Source organism: Paraburkholderia sp., assembly GCF_035656215.1.
Taxonomy (GTDB): Bacteria; Pseudomonadota; Gammaproteobacteria; order Burkholderiales; family Burkholderiaceae; genus Paraburkholderia.
The window spans coordinates 1-20,398 of sequence record NZ_DASRSY010000466.1; the positions used below are offsets into that span (position 1 = coordinate 1).

The 20,398-nt window shown below is 59.7% G+C and carries 25 protein-coding genes; 20 read left to right on the forward strand and 5 right to left on the reverse strand.

Annotated features, from left to right (window positions below; genetic code table 11):
- The first annotated feature begins 34 nt into the window (after positions 1-34).
- The 14 genes from rplR to dsbD all read left to right on the forward strand — a co-directional run bounded on the left by rplR (position 35) and on the right by dsbD (position 9,037).
- Positions 35-400: a 50S ribosomal protein L18 gene (gene rplR, locus VFE81_RS27340; RefSeq protein ID WP_325047572.1), complete on the forward strand. Its 366-nt coding sequence runs from the start codon at positions 35-37 to the stop codon at positions 398-400.
- Positions 401-414: 14 nt separating this feature from the next.
- Positions 415-933: a 30S ribosomal protein S5 gene (gene rpsE / locus VFE81_RS27345; RefSeq protein ID WP_007180127.1), complete on the forward strand. Its 519-nt coding sequence runs from the start codon at positions 415-417 to the stop codon at positions 931-933.
- Between the two features lie 10 nt (positions 934-943).
- On the forward strand, positions 944-1,126 hold the full coding sequence (gene rpmD, locus VFE81_RS27350; RefSeq protein ID WP_007180126.1) for a 50S ribosomal protein L30: 183 nt from the start codon (positions 944-946) through the stop codon (positions 1,124-1,126).
- 29 nt (positions 1,127-1,155) lie between these two features.
- Entirely contained in the window at positions 1,156-1,590 is a 435-nt protein-coding gene (gene rplO, locus VFE81_RS27355; protein WP_074281990.1) for a 50S ribosomal protein L15, read from the forward strand.
- A gap of 46 nt (positions 1,591-1,636) precedes the next feature.
- Entirely contained in the window at positions 1,637-2,983 is a 1,347-nt protein-coding gene (secY, locus tag VFE81_RS27360) for a preprotein translocase subunit SecY (RefSeq protein ID WP_115781220.1), read from the forward strand.
- 8 nt (positions 2,984-2,991) lie between these two features.
- Entirely contained in the window at positions 2,992-3,210 is a 219-nt protein-coding gene (gene infA / locus VFE81_RS27365) for a translation initiation factor IF-1 (RefSeq protein ID WP_004521905.1), read from the forward strand.
- A gap of 20 nt (positions 3,211-3,230) precedes the next feature.
- Entirely contained in the window at positions 3,231-3,347 is a 117-nt protein-coding gene (gene rpmJ / locus VFE81_RS27370; protein WP_004199844.1) for a 50S ribosomal protein L36, read from the forward strand.
- Positions 3,348-3,388: 41 nt separating this feature from the next.
- A complete protein-coding gene (gene rpsM, locus VFE81_RS27375) occupies positions 3,389-3,754 on the forward strand; it encodes a 30S ribosomal protein S13 (RefSeq protein ID WP_012434566.1) in 366 nt (121 codons plus the stop codon).
- Between the two features lie 28 nt (positions 3,755-3,782).
- Complete coding sequence (gene rpsK / locus VFE81_RS27380) at positions 3,783-4,187, forward strand: 30S ribosomal protein S11 (RefSeq protein ID WP_006052224.1); 405 nt, start codon at positions 3,783-3,785, stop codon at positions 4,185-4,187.
- Between the two features lie 157 nt (positions 4,188-4,344).
- Positions 4,345-4,968, forward strand: coding sequence for a 30S ribosomal protein S4 (gene rpsD / locus VFE81_RS27385; RefSeq protein WP_325047573.1), 624 nt, complete (start codon positions 4,345-4,347; stop codon positions 4,966-4,968).
- Between the two features lie 124 nt (positions 4,969-5,092).
- Positions 5,093-6,070 carry a DNA-directed RNA polymerase subunit alpha gene (locus tag VFE81_RS27390; protein ID WP_006052226.1) on the forward strand — a complete coding sequence of 326 codons (978 nt, stop codon included), beginning with the start codon at positions 5,093-5,095 and terminating at the stop codon, positions 6,068-6,070.
- Positions 6,071-6,251: 181 nt separating this feature from the next.
- The gene (gene rplQ, locus VFE81_RS27395) at positions 6,252-6,644 is read left to right on the forward strand and encodes a 50S ribosomal protein L17 (RefSeq protein ID WP_006052227.1); all 393 of its coding nucleotides are present in this window, start codon (positions 6,252-6,254) and stop codon (positions 6,642-6,644) included.
- Between the two features lie 184 nt (positions 6,645-6,828).
- Positions 6,829-7,161, forward strand: a complete 333-nt coding sequence (gene cutA / locus VFE81_RS27400; RefSeq protein WP_414695671.1) for a divalent-cation tolerance protein CutA — start codon at positions 6,829-6,831, stop codon at positions 7,159-7,161.
- The gene (gene dsbD, locus VFE81_RS27405) at positions 7,154-9,037 is read left to right on the forward strand and encodes a protein-disulfide reductase DsbD (RefSeq protein ID WP_325047575.1); all 1,884 of its coding nucleotides are present in this window, start codon (positions 7,154-7,156) and stop codon (positions 9,035-9,037) included. The genes cutA and dsbD overlap by 8 nt, the downstream gene beginning before the upstream one ends.
- 164 nt (positions 9,038-9,201) lie before the next feature.
- Here dsbD and hemB read toward each other — a convergent pair whose 3' ends face one another.
- The gene (gene hemB / locus VFE81_RS27410) at positions 9,202-10,200 is read right to left on the reverse strand and encodes a porphobilinogen synthase (RefSeq protein WP_325047576.1); all 999 of its coding nucleotides are present in this window, start codon (positions 10,198-10,200) and stop codon (positions 9,202-9,204) included.
- A 251-nt stretch (positions 10,201-10,451) separates the two neighbouring features.
- Positions 10,452-11,105 carry a ribosome biogenesis GTP-binding protein YihA/YsxC gene (gene yihA / locus VFE81_RS27415; RefSeq protein ID WP_325047577.1) on the reverse strand — a complete coding sequence of 218 codons (654 nt, stop codon included), beginning with the start codon at positions 11,103-11,105 and terminating at the stop codon, positions 10,452-10,454.
- A 216-nt stretch (positions 11,106-11,321) separates the two neighbouring features.
- On the opposite strand from yihA, the gene VFE81_RS27420 reads away from it, so the two are divergent.
- From VFE81_RS27420 to msrQ, 5 genes are all read left to right on the forward strand, one after another.
- Entirely contained in the window at positions 11,322-11,975 is a 654-nt protein-coding gene (locus VFE81_RS27420; RefSeq protein WP_325047586.1) for a c-type cytochrome, read from the forward strand.
- A gap of 116 nt (positions 11,976-12,091) precedes the next feature.
- On the forward strand, positions 12,092-14,314 hold the full coding sequence (locus VFE81_RS27425; RefSeq protein WP_325047578.1) for a cytochrome c biogenesis protein ResB: 2,223 nt from the start codon (positions 12,092-12,094) through the stop codon (positions 14,312-14,314).
- 4 nt (positions 14,315-14,318) lie between these two features.
- On the forward strand, positions 14,319-15,533 hold the full coding sequence (ccsB, locus tag VFE81_RS27430) for a c-type cytochrome biogenesis protein CcsB (RefSeq protein ID WP_325047579.1): 1,215 nt from the start codon (positions 14,319-14,321) through the stop codon (positions 15,531-15,533).
- A gap of 198 nt (positions 15,534-15,731) precedes the next feature.
- Positions 15,732-16,727, forward strand: a complete 996-nt coding sequence (gene msrP, locus VFE81_RS27435; RefSeq protein ID WP_325047580.1) for a protein-methionine-sulfoxide reductase catalytic subunit MsrP — start codon at positions 15,732-15,734, stop codon at positions 16,725-16,727.
- An 11-nt stretch (positions 16,728-16,738) separates the two neighbouring features.
- Positions 16,739-17,434, forward strand: a complete 696-nt coding sequence (gene msrQ, locus VFE81_RS27440; protein ID WP_325047581.1) for a protein-methionine-sulfoxide reductase heme-binding subunit MsrQ — start codon at positions 16,739-16,741, stop codon at positions 17,432-17,434.
- An 80-nt stretch (positions 17,435-17,514) separates the two neighbouring features.
- On the opposite strand, the gene lysA is transcribed toward msrQ, so the two are convergent.
- Complete coding sequence (gene lysA, locus VFE81_RS27445) at positions 17,515-18,777, reverse strand: diaminopimelate decarboxylase (RefSeq protein WP_325047582.1); 1,263 nt, start codon at positions 18,775-18,777, stop codon at positions 17,515-17,517.
- A 9-nt stretch (positions 18,778-18,786) separates the two neighbouring features.
- On the reverse strand, positions 18,787-19,140 hold the full coding sequence (lptM, locus tag VFE81_RS27450; protein ID WP_325047583.1) for an LPS translocon maturation chaperone LptM: 354 nt from the start codon (positions 19,138-19,140) through the stop codon (positions 18,787-18,789).
- 35 nt (positions 19,141-19,175) lie between these two features.
- On the opposite strand from lptM, the gene cyaY reads away from it, so the two are divergent.
- Complete coding sequence (gene cyaY, locus VFE81_RS27455; RefSeq protein ID WP_054036574.1) at positions 19,176-19,493, forward strand: iron donor protein CyaY; 318 nt, start codon at positions 19,176-19,178, stop codon at positions 19,491-19,493.
- An 82-nt stretch (positions 19,494-19,575) separates the two neighbouring features.
- Here cyaY and VFE81_RS27460 read toward each other — a convergent pair.
- The coding region (locus VFE81_RS27460) for a penicillin-binding transpeptidase domain-containing protein (RefSeq protein ID WP_325047584.1) at positions 19,576-20,398 on the reverse strand (823 nt) is incomplete at its 5' end.

Sequence of the window (20,398 nt, forward strand, 5' to 3'; positions counted from 1 at the left end):
CAAAGAAACGAAGAAGAAGTAAGGGTGCGCAATCATGGATAAGACTCAATCTCGCCTGCGCCGCGCTAAACAGACGCGCGTCAAGATCGCTGAGCTGCAGGTCGCACGTCTGGCTGTGCATCGCACGAACACGCATATCTATGCGCAAGTGTTCTCGGCATGCGGCACCAAGGTGTTGGCAAGCGCGTCGACGCTCGAAGCTGAAGTGCGTGCCGAATTGGCCGACAAGTCGGGCAAGGGCGGCAACGTCAATGCTGCGACCTTGATCGGTAAGCGCATTGCAGAAAAGGCTAAGGCTGCCGGCATCGAATCCGTCGCCTTTGACCGTTCAGGTTTCCGTTACCACGGCCGCGTGAAAGCGCTGGCTGATGCGGCGCGCGAAGCTGGACTCAAGTTCTAAGGGAAGAATTCGTCATGGCAAAGATGCAAGCGAAAGTTCAGGCTGACGAACGCGACGACGGCCTTCGTGAAAAAATGATTTCGGTCAACCGCGTGACCAAGGTCGTGAAGGGTGGCCGGATTCTCGGCTTCGCCGCACTGACCGTGGTTGGCGACGGCGATGGCCGCATCGGCATGGGCAAGGGCAAAGCGAAGGAAGTTCCGGTTGCTGTTCAAAAGGCAATGGAACAAGCTCGTCGCAACATGTTCAAGGTGCCGCTGAAGAACGGTACGTTGCAACACGAAGTGCACGGTAAGCACGGCGCATCCGCAGTCCTCCTCGCTCCGGCGAAGGACGGTACGGGCGTGATCGCTGGCGGCCCGATGCGCGCAGTGTTCGACGTGATGGGCGTTCAAAACGTTGTGGCGAAGAGCCACGGTTCGACGAATCCGTACAACCTCGTTCGTGCAACGCTCGACGGTCTGCGCAAGCAGTCCACGCCGGGCGACATTGCGGCGAAGCGCGGCAAGTCCGTCGAAGATATTCTGGGCTAAGGTGGACACCATGTCTGATAAAACTGTCAAGGTCCAGCTCGTCAAGAGCCTGATTGGCACTCGTGAAACGCACCGTGCAACGGTGCGTGGCTTGGGCTTGCGCCGACTCAACTCGGTTAGCGAGTTGCAGGACACGCCGGCTGTGCGCGGCATGATCAACAAGGTTTCGTACCTCGTTAAGGTCATCAGCTAAGCGGCTGACCAGGACTCAAGGAGTTGATAATGGAATTGAATAACCTGAAGCCGGCTGAAGGCTCGAAGCACGCTAAGCGTCGCGTCGGCCGTGGTATCGGCTCCGGTCTGGGCAAAACTGCTGGCCGTGGTCACAAAGGTCAGAAGTCGCGTTCGGGCGGCTTTCACAAGGTTGGCTTCGAAGGCGGTCAAATGCCGCTGCAACGTCGCCTGCCGAAGCGTGGCTTCACCTCGCTGACGAAGGAATTCGTTGGTGAAGTGCGTCTCTCTGATCTGGAAAAGCTGCCGGTCGACGAAATCGATTTGTTGGCTCTGAAGCAAGCCGGCCTGCTCGGCGAGCTGATCAAGAGTGCCAAGATCATCGCGACGGGCGAGCTGAAGCGCAAGGTCGTTGTGAAGGGTCTGGGTGCGACGAAGGGTGCGCGCGCTGCTATTGAAGCAGCCGGCGGCTCTTTTGCCGAGTAACGAGCAAGTTATTTGCCGTCACTAGCATTTGCATCGGAGAAGGTACTTGGCTAACAGTCCGAGTCTCGCAAAACCCGGTCGCAGCGCGGCGAAATTTGGCGATCTGCGTCGGCGTGCAGTGTTCCTGCTGCTGGCGTTGATCGTCTACCGTATCGGCGCGCACATTCCGGTGCCGGGTATTGACCCGGACCAGCTGGCAAAGTTGTTCCAAAGCCAGTCGGGCGGCATCCTTGGCATGTTCAACATGTTCTCGGGTGGCGCACTTTCGCGGTTCACGATTTTTGCGCTTGGGATCATGCCGTACATTTCGGCGTCGATCATCATGCAGTTGCTGGCGATTGTCTCGCCGCAGCTGGAAGCGCTGAAAAAGGAAGGGCAGGCAGGTCAACGGAAGATTACGCAGTACACGCGTATCTTTACGGTCCTGCTGGCAACGTTCCAGGCGTTCGGCATTGCCGTCGCACTGGAAAATCAGCCGGGCCTGGTGATCGATCCGGGAATGGTATTTCGGTTGACGACGGTCGTGACGCTGGTGACCGGCACGATGTTCCTGATGTGGCTGGGTGAGCAGATCACGGAACGCGGGCTTGGCAACGGTATCTCGATCATCATTTTCGGCGGTATTGCGGCGGGTTTCCCGAACGCAATCGGTGGTCTTTTCGAATTGGTGCGAACCGGCTCGATGAGCATCATCTCGGCGATTATCGTGGTCGCGCTGATTGCCGGTGTGACGTATCTGGTGGTGTTCATTGAACGCGGCCAGCGCAAGATTCTTGTGAATTACGCCAAGCGGCAAGTCGGTAACAAGATTTACGGCGGCCAGTCTTCGCATCTGCCGCTGAAGTTGAATATGTCGGGCGTGATTCCGCCGATCTTTGCATCGTCGATCATTCTCTTCCCGGCAACCATCCTGAACTGGTTTAGTTCGGGGTCGCGTGCCAGCTGGTTCGCAGACACGTTGCACAACGTGGCCGAAGCTCTTAAGCCCGGTCAACCCGTGTACGTGTTGCTGTACGCGTTGGCGATCGTCTTCTTCTGCTTCTTTTACACCGCACTGGTGTTCAACAGCAGGGAAACGGCCGACAACCTGAAAAAGAGTGGCGCTTTCGTCCCAGGCATCCGCCCGGGCGATCAAACCGCGCGGTACATCGACCGCATCCTGACGCGTCTGACGCTGGCTGGTGCGATCTACATCGTGTTTGTTTGTCTGCTGCCTGAATTTTTGGTACTGCGCTGGAACGTGCCGTTTTATTTTGGTGGAACGTCGCTGCTGATCATTGTCGTCGTCACAATGGATTTCATGGCGCAGGTGCAGTCGTACGTTATGTCGCAACAGTATGAATCGCTGCTGAAGAAAGCTAACTTCAAAGGCGGCGGCGTCCCGATGCGTTGAAAGGACTTATGGCCAAAGACGATGTTATCCAGATGCAGGGTGAAGTCATCGAAAACCTGCCTAACGCTACCTTTAGGGTGAAGCTGGAAAACGGCCATGTCGTATTGGGACACATATCCGGCAAGATGCGGATGCACTACATCCGAATCTTGCCGGGCGATAAGGTAACGGTTGAATTGACGCCTTACGATCTGTCGCGTGCGCGGATCGTGTTCCGGGCGAAGTGATTTGAAAAAAGGGTAATATCATGAAAGTGATGGCATCGGTTAAGCGCATTTGCCGCAATTGCAAGATCATCAAGCGCAAAGGCGTTGTGCGCGTGATTTGCAGCTCTGATCCGCGCCACAAACAGCGTCAAGGCTGAACGCCGCGCTTTTTGCTGCGCTTTTTGTTTGAGGAAAAACAATGGCTCGTATCGCAGGGGTTAACATCCCGAATCACCAGCATACCGAAATCGGCCTGACGGCTATTTACGGTGTAGGCCGCACGCGCTCGCGCGACATTTGCGTCGCTGCTGGTGTGGCATTTTCGAAGAAGGTCAAGGACCTGAACGACGCAGACCTCGAAAAGCTGCGTGAAGAAGTCGGCAAGTTCATCGTTGAGGGCGATCTGCGCCGTGAAACGACGATGAACATTAAGCGCCTGATGGATCTCGGCTGCTACCGTGGCGTGCGTCATCGCAAGGGCTTGCCCCTGCGTGGTCAACGCACGCGTACGAATGCCCGTACGCGCAAGGGTCCGCGTCGTGCAGCGCAATCGCTGAAGAAGTAAGCGGAACTGACAGTTACAGGAAAACGTAATGGCTAAGGCTTCGAACAACTCCGCGGCGCAACGCGTTCGCAAGAAGGTCAAGAAGAACGTCGCCGAGGGCGTGGTTCACGTTCACGCGTCGTTCAACAACACCATCATCACGATCACTGATCGTCAAGGCAATGCACTTGCTTGGGCAACGTCGGGTGGTCAGGGCTTCAAGGGTTCGCGTAAATCGACCCCGTTTGCAGCCCAGGTGGCGGCCGAATCGGCTGGCCGCGTGGCGATGGAATACGGCGTGAAGAACCTCGAAGTGCGGATCAAGGGCCCTGGTCCTGGCCGTGAGTCGGCGGTGCGCGCGTTGCATGGTCTTGGTATCAAGATCACCGCGATCTCCGACGTGACGCCGGTCCCGCACAACGGCTGCCGTCCGCCGAAGCGTCGTCGTATCTAAGACGCTGTTTTCGCTAGCGCCTGTTGCCGCCGGGGTTGTAAGCCGGCGACCACAGGCTGCTTGCGCTATTGAATTGACTAAGCCCACCGTTCGACCCAAAGGGTTCGGACTAGCGCGAGTGCATGCACTCGTGTGATTAATCATAGAAGGAATCAACGTGGCACGTTATATCGGCCCTAAGGCCAAGCTGTCCCGCCGTGAAGGCACTGACCTCTTCCTGAAGAGCGCCCGTCGTTCGCTCGCTGACAAGTGCAAGCTTGACAGCAAGCCTGGCCAACACGGCCGCACGTCGGGTGCACGTACGTCCGACTACGGCACGCAGCTGCGCGAAAAGCAAAAAGTGAAGCGCATCTATGGTGTCCTCGAGCGTCAATTCCGCCGTTACTTCGCTGAAGCCGACCGCCTGAAGGGCAACACGGGTGAAAACCTGCTGCAATTGCTCGAATCGCGTCTCGACAACGTCGTGTATCGCATGGGCTTCGGCTCGACGCGCGCTGAAGCGCGTCAGCTTGTGAGCCACAAGGCGATCACGGTGAACGGCGTGGTGTCGAACATCCCGTCGATGCAAGTGAAGGCGGGCGACGTCGTCACAGTGCGCGAACAAAAGAAGAAGCAGGCGCGTATTCTCGAAGCGCTGTCGCTGGCTGAGCAAGGCGGTCTGCCGAGCTGGGTTGCTGTCGATTCGAAGAAGTTCGAAGGCACGTTCAAGAGCAAGCCGGAACGTAGCGACATCGCTGGCGATATCAACGAAAGCCTGATCGTCGAATTGTATTCGCGGTAATCGGATTAACGGCCGGGGCACCTCGATTGCGTTGCGCAAGGAGGCGTCTCGGCTGTTTATTTTCAGGTTGTTACCGGTCAGCCTTATCGGTGTAACGAGCCGAGGGTATTGAAAAGGAAAACCTATGCAAACCAGTTTGTTGAAGCCCAAGATCATCGCTGTTGAATCGCTTGGTGAGAGCCATGCGAAAGTGGTCATGGAACCGTTTGAACGCGGTTACGGCCACACCTTGGGTAACGCGCTTCGGCGCGTGCTGCTGTCGTCGATGATCGGCTACGCGCCGACCGAAGTGACGATCGCAGGCGTCGTACATGAGTATTCGACGCTCGACGGTGTGCAAGAGGATGTGGTCAACCTGTTGTTGAACCTGAAGGGCGTAGTGTTCAAGTTGCATAACCGTGACGAAGTGACGGTTACGCTGCGCAAGGAAGGCGAAGGCGTTGTCACCGCTGGCGACATCGAACTCGCGCACGATTGCGAAGTGATCAACCCGGATCACGTGATCGCGCATCTCTCGAAGGGCGGTAAGCTCGACGTGCAGATCAAGGTCGAAAAGGGCCGTGGTTATGTGCCGGGCAATGTGCGTCGTTACGGCGAAGAGTCGGCCAAGATCATCGGCCGTATCGTGCTGGACGCGTCGTTCTCGCCGGTTCGCCGCGTGAGCTATGCCGTAGAAAGCGCGCGCGTCGAACAGCGTACTGACCTCGACAAGCTCGTGATGAACATCGAAACCAACGGTGTGATTTCGCCGGAAGAAGCGATCCGTCAATCGGCGCGTATTCTGGTTGATCAACTGTCGGTGTTCGCTGCACTGGAAGGTACCGAAGCAACGGCGGAAGCACCGTCGCGTGCGCCGCAGATCGATCCGATCCTGCTGCGTCCGGTTGATGATCTCGAACTGACGGTTCGTTCCGCGAACTGCCTGAAGGCCGAGAACATTTACTACATCGGCGACCTGATCCAGCGCACGGAAAACGAGTTGCTCAAGACCCCGAATCTGGGTCGCAAGTCGTTGAACGAAATCAAGGAAGTATTGGCGTCGCGTGGTTTGACGCTCGGCATGAAACTCGAAAACTGGCCGCCGGCAGGATTGGACAAGTAAGTCGAGAAGTAATCTCGGGATAAGACCCGCCGCTGCACTGGCAAAGACGCGGATTTTCCTTTAAAATCCGCGTCTTGTCTTTTTTCACTACCGGCCCGTGCACTCGTCACCGTTGGGAAACCGAGGGTAGATTGAGCGCGATAGAAGAGCTGGACCAAAACTTTGAATCAAAGGAATTAACATGCGTCACCGTCATGGTCTGCGGAAACTGAACCGCACGAGCAGCCACCGTCTGGCAATGCTCCGTAACATGTCCAACTCGTTGATCGAGCACGAAGTCATCAAGACGACGCTGCCGAAGGCGAAAGAACTCCGTAAAGTCGTCGAGCCGCTGATCACGCTCGGCAAGAAGCCGTCGCTGGCAAATCGTCGTCTGGCGTTCAACCGCCTGCGCGATCGTGACTCGGTCACGAAGCTGTTCGAAGTTCTCGGCCCGCGTTACGCTACCCGTCCGGGCGGCTACCTGCGCGTCCTGAAGTTCGGCTTCCGCGTTGGCGATAACGCACCGATGGCACTGGTCGAATTGCTGGACCGTCCGGAAGTCGAAGAAGTTGAAGTGCAAGAAGCTGAGTAAGCTTTTTAGCATCGAAGAAAAAGCCAGGCACTAAGCTTGGCTTTTTTGTTTATAGCGGCGGATTTCATCCCCGCAACTCAATCATGGCGGCTAAATGCCGCATCCTTGCCGCGAGCGCCTCGGCGGGATGGCAAGGCTAGGTGATACGATATCGGCACCTGAATCGTGCCTGTCCGGAGCCTTTGTGAGCGTGAATGTGACCTTGATTCTGACGACGGTACCCGACGCCGCCGTTGCTCAGAAGCTCGCCGCGGACGCGTTGGCCGCCCGCCTATGCGCCTGCGTCACGCAGTTGGGCGCTGTGCAGTCCAGCTACCATTGGCAGGGCATGATCGAAGTGGCGCAGGAGATTCAGTTACTGTTCAAGACGAGCGGCGCACGCGCGCTGGAACTCGAGCAGTACATTCAGGCGCACCATCCCTACGACACGCCGGAAATCCTCTCGTGGCAAGCTACGGCATCGGCCGCGTATGGCCAATGGATCACTGCTGAAACCCAACGTCCTCTCCATGTTTAACGGTCTTAACGGTCTCAATCGACGCGCACGCAATGCCCTGCGCACAGTCCTTTTCCTGCTTGGCTGCCTGATCTTCGCGCAGTTCGGCACGCTTGCCCGCGCTGCGGACGACTTCCTCGACCCCGCCGTCGCGTTCAAATTCAGCGCAACCGAGAAACCGGGTGAAGTCGACGTCACTTACAGGATCGCGGACGGTTACTACATGTACCGCGAGCGCTTCGCGTTCGCGACCCGTAACGGTACGGCGACGATCGGCGAAGCACAGTTGCCGGCAGGCCACGTCAAGTTCGATCAGACCTTCAACAAGAACGTCGAAACTTATCGCAATGAGCTGACGATCCGTATTCCCGTCAAGCAGGCGGCTGGGCCGTTCGATCTCGCTGTCACGTCTCAAGGCTGCGCCGACGCCGGCATCTGCTACCCGCCGATGGAGCGCGTGTACCGCGTGAGCGGCGAGGCGTTGCAGCCGGCCGGCAGCGCAGCGGCTGCTACCACCACGCAGCAATCCGCGGCAGCCGGTGCGTCGTGGTATGAGCGCGCCACCAGCGCCGACTATGCGCAGTCGCTACTGCAAGGCGGCGGTTTCTTCGCCATCATCGGGCTCTATTTCGTGGCCGGTGCCGTGCTCAGTCTGCTGCCGTGCTCGTATCCGATGATTCCCATCCTGTCTGCAATCATCATCGGCGAAGGCGCGCGGGTGACGCGTGCCCGCGGCTTCGCGTTGTCGCTGGCGTACGTGATCGGCATGGCGCTTGTGTACACGGCGCTTGGCATTGCAGCGGCGCTCGTTGGGCAGAGTCTCGGCGCGTGGCTGCAGAGCCCGTGGGTGCTCGGGACGTTCGGCGTACTGTTGACTGTTTTTGCGCTGACCCTGATCGCGGGCTTCGATATCGCGTTGCCGCAGCGCTGGCAGGACGGTGTGTCGCGTGCATCGAGCGGGCGTTCCGGCGGCAAGTTTGCCGGGGTGGCCGTAATGGGCGCGCTCTCTGCGTTAGTCGTGGGCGCCTGCATGACCGCGCCGCTCTTTGCCGTGCTGGCGTTCATCGCACGTACGGGCGACGCCTTTCTCGGCGGCGCGGCACTGTTCTCGATGGGACTCGGTCTCGGCGTTCCGCTCCTGATCATCGGTCTTGGCGCCGGTACCTTGCTGCCGCGCGCCGGTGCATGGATGGATGGCGTCAAGGTGTTTTTTGGCGTGGTGCTGCTTGCTGCGGCCCTGTGGATCGTCTGGCCGGTGCTCGGCGCGACACCGACAATGCTGCTGAGCGCGTTGTGGTTGCTGATCGCGGCCGCTGGACTCGGTTTTTTCTCGGCCCCAGCCGTGGGCGCTTCCGTGTGGCGTCGGCTCGGCCGTGGTATCGGCGCGGCGCTGGCAATCTGGGCTGCGGTGCTGCTGGTGGGTCTGGCTGCGGGCTCCTCCGATCCGCTGCGTCCGCTGGCGGTCCTGGCCGCGCGCGCTGGTGGTGAGTCTGGTGTGGCAAACGCCTCCAATACGCCGAATACGGCGCCACAGGGCGATCTGACGTTCGCCCCGGTTCGCTCCTCGACCGAGCTCGACGAGGCCGTCAAAACGGCCGCACAACCCGCTATGCTCGATTTTTACGCAGACTGGTGCGTGAGCTGCAAAGAAATGGAGAAGTTCACATTCAGCGATCCGCGTGTCCAGGCGAAGTTGAAGCAGATGAACCTGCTGCGCGCCGACGTCACCGCGAATAACGCCGACGATCAAATGCTCCTCAAGCGTTTCAGCCTGTTCGGGCCGCCTGGCATCATCTTCTTCGATCAAGGCGGCAAGGAAGTGTTACGCGTCGTCGGATACGAGTCCGCTGACAAGTTTTTGCGCAGCCTCGATCGCGCGAGTGCGCCCGGGGCGTAACGCAAAGCGACTCGCCTCTTGAACGCGCAAAGAAACGCGCACCAACGCGCCCGTAAAAGGCGCACGCCAGAACACGCGTAAAAAACGGAGGCGCGACTCAAGTCGGCCTCCGTTTATTTTTAGCTTTCAGAAGACTGGCGTCGCCGGCAAAGCGACTCGTTAAATCACTTCTGCGAGCGCAAAATTCGCGCGGCATCCAGCGCGAAGTAGGTCAGCACACCATCCGCGCCTGCCCGCTTGAACGCCAGCAGCGATTCCATCATCGCCTTGTCGTGATCAAGCCAGCCGTTCTGTGCGGCTGCCTTCAGCATCGCGTATTCGCCGCTCACCTGGTACACGTAAGTCGGGAACTTGAACTCGTCCTTCACACGACGCACGATGTCCAGATACGGCATACCCGGCTTGACCATCACCATATCTGCGCCTTCTTCGATGTCCGCTTGCACTTCGCGCAGCGCTTCATCCGAATTGGCCGGGTCCATCTGGTAGGTCATCTTGTTGCTCTTGCCGAGGTTCGTCGCGGAACCGACGGCGTCGCGGAACGGGCCGTAAAACGCCGACGCGAACTTGGCCGCATAAGCCATGATGCGCGTGTGGATATGGTCCTCGCTCTCGAGCATTTCGCGGATCGCGCCGATGCGGCCGTCCATCATGTCCGAGGGCGCGACGATATCGACGCCCGCTTCTGCCTGCGCGCGCGCCTGTTCGACGAGGATATCGACGGTCTCGTCGTTGATCACATAGCCGGTTTCGTCCAGGACGCCGTCCTGGCCGTGGCTCGTGTACGGATCGAGCGCGACGTCAGTAAGCACACCGAGGTCGGGAAAGTTCTTTTTCAGCTCGCGAACCGCACGCGGGATCAGGCCGGCTGCGTTGGTCGCTTCGCGGCCATCAGGCGTCTTCAAGGACGGCTCGATTGCCGGGAAGAGCGATAGCACCGGCACGCCCAACTCGACGCATTGCTCGGCCACGCCCATCAGCAGATCCACCGACACGCGCTCGACGCCCGGCATCGACGGTACGGCTTGCCGCACGTTGGTACCTTCAACGATGAACACGGGATAGATCAGATCGTTGGTGGTGAGGATGTTTTCTCGCATCAGACGGCGCGAGAAGTCGTCACGGCGCATGCGGCGCGGACGGTAGTGCGGGTAGAAGCTCATAAACGAATCGAAGAAACGTGGATGTGTGGGGTGGACAAGTAACGCCTGCCTCCGCTCCCGGAAACTTTTCGAGACAATGGTATATCATACCGATCGAGCAAGGCGCCCTGCGCTGACCTCCCCGCTTCTCCTCCCTGAGCGGGTGCCTGTCGTTTTTTTCGATTAGGCTGTTTGACCCGCCGTTAAAGCGGCGGGTTTTTTTATGGACGGCCGAAAAGGTGCTTTTGCCTCGGCTCGTACAAGCCCCGCGGTTACTGCGGAGCGTCTGTTTCGCCCTTCGTGCCGGGGATCAGCCAGCTTTCGATCAGCTCGTGCGCTTCTTCGATGCCGACGCGTTTGAGCGCCGAGAACAGCTGTGCGGTCAACTCGCCCTGATAGCCGGCGGTGCGATATTCAGCCAAACCTTTCTGCGTTGCACGCAAGGCGTTGATGCTTTCCTGGCGCGTCAATTTGTCGCACTTAGTCAGCAGCGTGTGAATCGGCTTGCCGGTCGGCGCGAACCACTCAATCATCCGCCGGTCGAGATCCGTCAGCGGGCGGCGCGAGTCCATCATCAGGATCATGCCGCGCAATTGCGAGCGCGATTGCAGGTAGGTGGAGAGCAGCGCTTCCCAATGGGCCTTGGCTGCGCCCGGCACTTCCGCATAACCGTAGCCCGGCAGGTCGACCAGGTGCGCTGTCGGTTCGTCCGCCTTTCCCACCGAGAAATAATTGATGTGCTGCGTGCGGCCAGGCGTCTTACTGGCGAACGCGAGGCGCTTCTGATTGCACAGAATATTGATGGCCGTCGACTTGCCCGCATTCGAGCGTCCGGCAAAGCAGATCTCAGGTTGCGCGGTGGCCGGCAGATCACGCAGGTGATTGACTGTCGTGAAAAAGCGGGATTGGTGGAGCAGGAAGGACATGATCAGGCCGGAATTCGAGACGCCGGGGAACCCGGAGTGGGGACGGGTCAAGCCCGACTGGCGTCTTAGCGATTAGCGAGTTATTGTACAATACGATGGTTTACTGAAAACCTGAGGGGGCCAGCCCGCGTGCCTGGGCGGCTCTTTGGGGGCACTCAGTCGCTGTCGTATCTTGCAAAACCTCTAAAATCCCACAAGACGAGACAGGGTGTGCGAATGAATCGACTGTGCAAGACTCTGATGGTGTTTCAAGTAGCGGCAGGTCTTTCAGGTTTGGCAATTCAGGCACGAGCAGCAGATCCGGCAAAGCCGGACGTCAATCGGGGGCAGGCAATCGCGGTCCAGGTTTGCGCGTCATGTCACGGTGCAGACGGCAATAGTGCCGGCGGTGCCTATCCGAAGCTGGCGGGCCAGCATCCAGAGTACCTCGTCAAACAGCTCATGGATTTCAAGACGCCGCCTGGCGCCAAGCAGCCCGCGCGCAACAATGCGATCATGGCGGGCATGGCAGCGGCGCTGTCCGATCAGGACGTGGCCAACGTGGCTGCCTATTTTTCGACGCAGACTCCGAAGCCAGGCTACGCGCATAACAAAGATACCGTGCCGCTCGGTCAGAAGATTTATCGCGGCGGTATTGCGGACAAGGGCGTGCCGGCGTGCGCAAGCTGCCACGGGCCGACCGGTCAAGGGATTCCGTCGCAGTATCCGCGTCTGTCGGGACAGTGGGCCGAGTACACGGTGGCGCAGTTGACCGCGTTCACACAAGGTCCGGGCGCACGTAACAACAATGAGGCGATGCATGCAATTGCAACGCGTCTGTCGGACAGTGAGATCAAGGCTGTAGCCGATTACATCGCGGGCTTGCATTAGGACGTCCGCACACAAGGGCAACCGGTCCGGCGAGGCCGGTACAAAACAAGAAAAGGGTGGGGGCGTCGTGCCTACGACAGCCCTTCACCCTTTTTTGCTGTTCAGTCGGAGTATGAATGAGCGTCACCACGTCGGGTTTGCAGTCGAAGTCAGGCAATCGCATTACGCGCAGCGTCGTCGAAGTATTGAGTTCGATGCGTTTCGCCATCGCGCTGCTCGTGATTCTGTCGATCGCCAGCATCATCGGCACCGTCCTCACACAGGACGACCCCTATCCCAACTACGTCAATCAGTTCGGCCCGTTCTGGGCGGACATCTTCCGCTCGCTGAGTCTGTACACGGTGTACAGCTCGTGGTGGTTCATGCTGATTCTCGGCTTCCTGATGGTGTCGGTGTCGCTGTGCGTGATCCGCAATGCCCCGAAGGTGGTCGCGGACGTCAAGAGCTGGAAGGACAAGGTACGCGAAGGCAGCCTGCGCGCGTTCCATCACAAGGGCGAGTTCGCAGTGCACGGCACGCGTGCGCAGACCTCGGCTGTGCTCGCCAGACTCTCGGCCAAGCTTGGCTACAAGTTCGTCACGCGTGAGTCGGAGGGGGCAACCCTGATCGCCGCCAAGCGCGGCGCGCTGACCAAGTTCGGCTACATCTCCGCGCATATTGCGATCGTGGTGATCTGTCTGGGCGGTCTGCTCGACAGCAATCTGCCGATCAAGCTGCAAATGTGGCTGTTCGACAAGTCGCCGATCCGGGCCAACACGGTGATCAACGACATTCCGCCGGAACATCGTCTGTCGCAATCGAACCCGACTTTTCGCGGTTACGCGTGGGTGCCGGAGGGGCAGCATGTATCGACGGCAATTCTGAATCAGCCGGACGGCTCGCTAATCCAGGATCTGCCGTTCTCGATCGAGCTCAACAAGTTCATCGTCGACTACTACTCGACCGGCATGCCGAAGCTGTTCGCGAGCGACATCGTCGTGGTCGACCATAAGACCGGCGCGCGCGTGCCGGCGCGGGTCGAAGTGAATAAGCCATTCACCTACGACGGTGTATCGATTTATCAGTCGAGCTTCCAGGACGGCGGTTCGCAGATGCAGATGACCGCGTACCCGATGTCCGGTGCAAGCGCGAAGACCGCGCCCTTCGGCGGCACGATCGGCGGCAATGCGCCGTTGGGCACGGCCTCGCCGTTGGCGGACGGTCAGACCGTCGAATTCACCGATTTCCGCGCGATCAACGTCGAAAACGTCTCCAACGGCAGCGGCCAGACCGATGCTCGTGGCGTTGCTGCACATCGCACACTGAAAGAAGCGTTCGACGAGCGCCTCGGCTCGGGCGCGAAGACCTCGAAACCGCTCGATCTGCATAACGTCGGCCCATCGGTGCAGTACAAGGTGCGTGACAAGGACGGCCAGGCGCGCGAGTACAACAACTACATGCTGCCGGTGGACGTAGCCGGCGAAAAGATGTTCCTCGCCGGCATGCGCCTGAATCCGGACGACCCGTTCCGCTACCTGCGTATTCCCGCCGACACCGGTGGTACCGTCAAGGAATGGATGAGCCTGCGCGCCACGCTTGAAAATCCGGCCATGCGCGCAGCGGCCGCCCACCGGTTCGCGCTGCGCTCGGTGCCGGGTTCGAATACCGAACTACAACAGCATCTGGAAGAAAGCGCGCTACGTGTCCTGACCCTGTTTGCCGGTGCGGACAACAGTATCAAGATGCCGAACGGCCAGACCGTCGGTGGCTTCCAGGCGATTGCCGGTTTTATCGACCATTCGGTGCCGAAGGGCGAGCAGGAAAAGGCCGCTGGCCTGCTCCTGCGCATGCTGGAAGGCGCGACGTGGGATCTGTGGCAACTGTCGCGTGAGCAGCTGGGCGAGCCGGATGCGCAGGCCAACGCGGACGCCAGCCGCTTCATCCAAAGCTCGATCAATGCGATATCCGACAGCTTTTTGTATGGATCGCCGGTCTACTTGCAGCTTGACTCCTTCAAGCAGGTGCAAGCTTCGGTATTTCAGTTGACGCGCGCGCCGGGCAAAAAAGTCGTGTATCTTGGCAGCCTGCTTCTCGTGTTAGGCATCTTTTCGATGTTCTACGTCCGCGAACGGCGCCTCTGGTTCTGGCTCAAAGATACCGATCACGGCACGAATGTCGTGATGGCGATGTCGAGTGCGCGCAAAACACTCGATTTCGAAAAGGAGTTCGTCCAAACGCGTGACGCTGTCGGCGCCGCGCTGGGCGCCAAACTCACAGAAGCATCCGACGCCGCCGGCGCCTCCGACAAACCCGGCAATGCCGGCGCGCCGTCCGCAAGCTCACAAGATTCGACCCGGTAAGATCATGGACTTGACTCAGACTTCCTCATCCTCCTCTTCGTCAGCCTCGCGGCCCCCCAGGGCGTTTGCGAGCGAGACACTCAACGTCGCGCAGTATGACGAGCGGCCGTTTCTGAAACGGCTCGGTGTCGTCGACTGGCTATTCGCCGTCGTGATGGTCGCGGGCGCGGGGTTCGCGTTGTCGCGCTATCACCCGTTCATGAATTACTACGACAAACTGGTGCTGTGCTGCGCCGTGCCGGTGTTTATCGTACTGGGCTGGCGCTGGAAGCCGGTACGTCCGCTGATGGTGGGCATTGCCGCGCTGTCGTTGCTGGCGATCCAGATCTATCATGGCGACCTGACGCGCGCGGATACCGCGTTCTTCCTCAAATATTTCCTGTCGAGCCAGTCCGCGATCCTGTGGATGAGCGCGCTCTTCGTGTTCGCCACGGTTTTCTACTGGATCGGCCTGCTGTCGCGTTCGCCGACCGGTGCCGCGATCGGTTCGAAAATGACGTGGGCCGCGGTGGTGATGGGCTTCGTCGGTTTGATGGTGCGCTGGTACGAGTCGTACCTGATCGGCTCGGACGTCGGTCATATTCCAATCTCGAACCTGTACGAAGTGTTCGTGCTGTTCAGCCTGATCACGGCGTTGTTTTATCTGTACTACGAGCAGCACTACAACACGCGTGCACTCGGCGCATTCGTGCTGCTGGTGATCGGCGCGGCGGTCGGCTTCCTGATGTGGTATTCGGTTGCCCGTGACGCACAGCAGATCCAGCCGCTGGTTCCCGCACTGCAAAGCTGGTGGATGAAGATCCACGTGCCGGCTAACTTCATCGGCTACGGCAGCTTCGCGCTGTCGGCGATGGTCGGCGTAGCGTATCTGGCGAAAGAGCGTGGCGTGCTGGCAGATCGCCTGCCGCCGCTCGATGTGCTCGACGACTTGATGTACAAGTCGATCGCCGTCGGTTTCGCGTTCTTCACGATCGCGACGATCCTTGGCGCGCTGTGGGCCGCTGAAGCATGGGGCGGGTACTGGAGCTGGGACCCGAAGGAAACGTGGGCGCTGATCGTCTGGCTGAACTACGCGGCCTGGCTTCACATGCGCTTGATGAAGGGTCTGCGTGGTGCGGTGGCGGCATGGTGGGCGCTGACCGGCTTGCTGGTGACGACCTTCGCGTTCCTCGGCGTCAATATGTTCCTGTCGGGGCTGCATAGCTACGGCAAGCTGTAAGATCTGCCGTTCTAAGCCGATCAAGAACCGCCGTGTGCTTCGCACCGGCGGTTTTTTTACGCCTGGCGGAATATTCGCTGCATCCAGAGTGTTCGTTAGAGCAGTACCTACGGATGACTGGGCGAGTGGCTAAACGAGTCGATCATCAATATGGCCCCGTAAGATAGACAACCTGATGGGCCGGCAAGGAGCAGCACGATGTGGATCAAGCGAAGCGGCAGAATTCAACTCATCGGCGATGACATCGCACGCAGCGAAATCACGCCACAGCATATCTTCGAGAACCGGCGGCGCGTGTTGCAGACTGCGGGCGCGTTAGCGCTCGGCAGTCTGATCGGTGTGAATGGCGAAGCGCTGGCAGCGTATTCATCGCCGGATCCGAAGGCGCAGAAGCTCGCGGCGAGGACCAACGCGAAGTTCGTTGCGCTCGACAAGATCACGCCGTACAAGGACATCACCACGTACAACAATTACTATGAGTTCGGCACTGACAAAGCCGATCCGGCGCACAACGCCGGTACGTTGCGGCCGCATCCGTGGAAGGTGAGTGTCGAGGGCGAAATCAAGAATCCGAAGGTGTATGACATCGACGAATTGCTGAGGCTCGCGCCACTTGAGGAGCGTGTGTACCGGTTGCGTTGTGTCGAAGGCTGGTCGATGGTGATTCCGTGGATCGGTGTGCCGCTCTCCGAGTTGATCAAACGCGTGCAGCCGACCGGCAACGCCCGCTACGTGCAGTTCATCACGCTCGCCGATCCGTCGCAAATGCCTGGTCTATCGACACCGGTACTCGACTGGCCGTACACCGAAGGTCTGCGGATGGACGAAGCGATGAATCCGCTGACGCTGCTGACGATGGGCCTCTACGGGCAGGTGTTGCCGAATCAGAACGGTGCGCCGATCCGCGTGGTGGTGCCGTGGAAATACGGTTTCAAGAGCGCGAAGTCGCTGGTAAAAATCCGCTTTCTCGACAAGCAGCCGCCGACCAGTTGGAATACGTACGCGTCAAACGAATACGGTTTCTATTCGAACGTGAATCCGAACGTCGATCACCCGCGCTGGAGCCAGGCGACCGAGCGACGCATCGGCGAAGACGGGTTCTTCACGCCCAAGCGTAAGACGCTGATGTTCAATGGCTACAGCGACCAGGTCGCGTCGCTGTATCAGGGCATGGACCTGAAGAAGAATTTTTGAGCGGTATAACCATGGCTTCCGATACGCAACCTGTTACTCAACCCGAACGCAAAGCGCCGCGAGCCGCGCAGACGTCGACCATGGCGAAACGCCCCGCCAGCGGCGCGCGCTGGATCGTGCCGGCCAAGATCGCGGTGTTTATCGCGGCGTGGTATCCGCTCGCGCGCATCGTGCTGTTCGGTGTGACCGATCGGCTCGGCGCGAATCCGATCGAGTTTATTACGCGCTCGACGGGTCTGTGGACGCTCGTCTTTCTTTGCATCACGTTGGCCGTCACACCGTTGCGTCGACTGACCGGCATCGCAGCATTGGTGAGGTTCCGCCGGATGCTGGGTCTTTACGCATTCTTCTACGCGACGCTGCATTTCACCACGTACCTGTGGTTCGACAAGTGGTTCGATGTCGCCGCGATTCTCAAGGACATCGGCAAGCGGCCGTTCATCACCGTGGGCTTCGCTGCATTCGTGCTGCTGATCGCGTTGGCCGTCACGTCGCCGCGCGCGATGGTGCGCAAACTTGGACGCCGCTGGCAGACGCTGCATCGTGCGATCTATGCGATCGGCGCGCTCGCGATCCTGCACTTCTGGTGGATGAAGGCGGGCAAGCACGATCTGGTCTTGCCGAAAATCTACGGCGCGATCATGGTCGCGTTGTTAGGGTGGCGTTTGCTCATATGGCTGCGCGAGCGGGGGTTGAAAACGCGCTGATCACCAGATACAGCACGCAAATAGAAAAAGGCGATGCCGAAGTGGCATCGCCTTTTTTATGAAGCTTAAGCGCTGTACGTTTACGCCGGCAAGATCGTTTCGCCCGCAAACAGCTGCTTGACCTCTTCGCGAGCGCGAACGACATGCGCCTGTGTACGATCAACCATCACCTCGGCCGCGCGCGGACGGGTGTTGTAGTTCGAGCTCATCACAAAGCCATACGCACCAGCCGAGCGAATCGCCAGCAGATCACCCGGTTCGACTGCCAGCAGACGCTCACGACCCAGCCAGTCGCCGCTTTCGCAAACCGGCCCGACCACGTCGTACACGTGAGCGGGCACGTCACGCTGAACGACCGCCTCGATCGCGTGATACGCCTCATACATGGCAGGGCGTGCGAGATCGGTCATCGCGGCATCCACGATGGCGAAGTTCTTTTCCGCGCCTGGCTTCAGAAACTCGACGCGCGTGAGCAGCACACCGGCATTGCCGACCAGCGAACGGCCCGGCTCGAAATACACCTCGCGATGTCCGTGACCGCGCGCTTCGATGCGATCCAGCACAGTGCGCACGAAGTCACCGATTTCCGGCGGGGTTTCGTCGTCGTACGTGATGCCGAGGCCGCCACCTACGTCGATATGGCGAATCTTCACGCCGTCCTGCTCGATCTGTTCGACCAGTTCGAGAACCTTGTCGACCGCGTCCAGATACGGTGAGACTTCAGTGATCTGCGAGCCGATATGGCAGTCGATGCCGACCACGTCGAGATGCGTCATCGCCGCGGCGGCTTGATACGTAGCGCGAGCATCTTCGAACGCAACGCCGAACTTGTTCGACTTCAGGCCGGTGGAAATATACGGATGCGTTTTTGCGTCGACGTCCGGATTCACGCGCAGCGAAACGGGCGCTTTTTTGCCCATTTCCGCTGCAACCGCATTCAGGCGGTCGAGCTCGGGAATCGATTCGACGTTGAAGCATTTGACGCCGGCCACGAGTGCCTGACGCATTTCGTCCGCATGCTTGCCGACGCCGGAAAACACGGTGTTTTCCGCTTTGCCGCCCGCGGCCAGCACGCGCGCCAGTTCGCCGCCCGACACGATGTCGAAGCCGGCGCCGAGGCGTGCGAATACGTTCAGCACCGCCAGATTGCTATTGGCCTTGACAGCGATGTGCACGGTCGCACGGCGGCCGGCGCAAGCGCCTGCGTAGGCATTCCACGCTTCGGTGAGCGCGGCGCGCGAATAGACGTACAGCGGTGTGCCGAACTGCTCGGCGAGTGAGACGGCGGACACGCCTTCGGCGTGCAACACGCCGTCGACGTAGTCAAATGCGGATCGAGTCATGCGAAAGTCTTATTGAACGGGAGTGGCGGCGGAGGCAGGTTGCGCAGGTGTCGCAGCGGATGCGGCAGACGCGGGCGGCGCGGCGAGTTCGCTTTCCGGCGACAACGAGAGCGGCGCGCCCGAAGTATCCGGGACCTCACCCATCGGGGCTGCGGTTTCCGCGCCCGGCGTCACTTCCGCCGATGAAGCTGACGGCGGCGGTTGCGTGCGAGTGACCGGCTTGGCCGGTAGCGGGGGAACGGTGGGCAAATAGAGCGAACCACGTTGCCCGCAGCCTGCAAGTGCACAACCTGCGAGAATGGCTAAACCCGCTACAATCGCGCGGCCGGGCGCCCCCGCGCGCATCCGAGATACGACTCGCATGACTGTCCCTGAATAAATAATCGATGGAGTTTAGCATGTCCGATAGTGATTACCTGACCCGCGCGGAAGCCGCGCTAGCCGCCATCGAACGCGCGCTCGACGACACGGAAGCCGACATCGAACTCGAGCGCAGCGGCAATGTCCTGACCCTCGAATTCGAGAACCGTACAAAGATCATCGTCAACCTGCAACCGCCGATGAGCGAGATCTGGATCGCCGCGAAAGCGGGTGGTTTCCACTTCCGTTTCATCGACGGTGAGTGGCGTGATACGCGCAGCGGCACGGAATTTTTTGCCGCGCTGTCGGAGTATGCGACGCAGCAGGCTGGTGAGCCGGTTCACTTCGAGGCGTAAAGCCACCGTCCAAACGAAACCGCCGCGCATTCAGCGCGGCGGTTTTTTTACGGACTTTGGAGCCTCTTTCGAGACACCTCGCTTAATGTCCGCGGAACAGATTCATGATGTCCTGTTTTTCCTGCTCGCCAACTTGCTGGGGCGCCGCAGCGGAAGCGCCACTCGCATCGGCATCCAGTGCCGCCTGACTGATACCGACCGTCGCAACGAAACCGTGTCCCGGCGTGAAGTCGTCGAAATACAATTCTGAGCCGAGTTCCGTCACGCCGTCCGGCATCGGCATCTTGTAGTCCGGCACACCTTTGAGCGCACGCGCCATGTATTCGATCCACACCGGCAGCGCGAGGCCGCCGCCGGTTTCCTTATCGCCGAGACTGCGCGGGTTGTCGTAGCCGATCCAGGCGATGGCTGTGAGCGTGTGCTGATAGCCGGCGAACCAGGCATCCCGCGAATCGTTGGTCGTGCCGGTCTTGCCGCCGAGATCGGTACGCTTCAGCACGTTGGTCTTGGCCCCCGTGCCACGTTGAGCGACGCTTTGCAGCAGGCTGTTCATCACATACGCATTGCGTGGCTCGATCGCGTGCGGCGCACTCTGCGCGGCCACCAGCGGCTGCGCGTGCGCCACGACGATACCGCGCTGATCGGTAACTTCGGCGATCAGATACGGATTGACGCGATAACCGCCGTTAGCAAATACCGAGAACGCACCCGCCATCTGCAAGGGCGTGACGAGACCCGCGCCGAGCGCCATCGGCAGATAAGCCGGGTGACGATCCGCATCGAAGCCAAAACGCGTGATGTATTGCTGCGCGTACTTGGTGCCGATCTGGTTCAGGATGCGAATCGACACGAGGTTCTTCGACTTCTGCAGCGCGGTGCGCATGGTCATCGGGCCGTCGAAACCG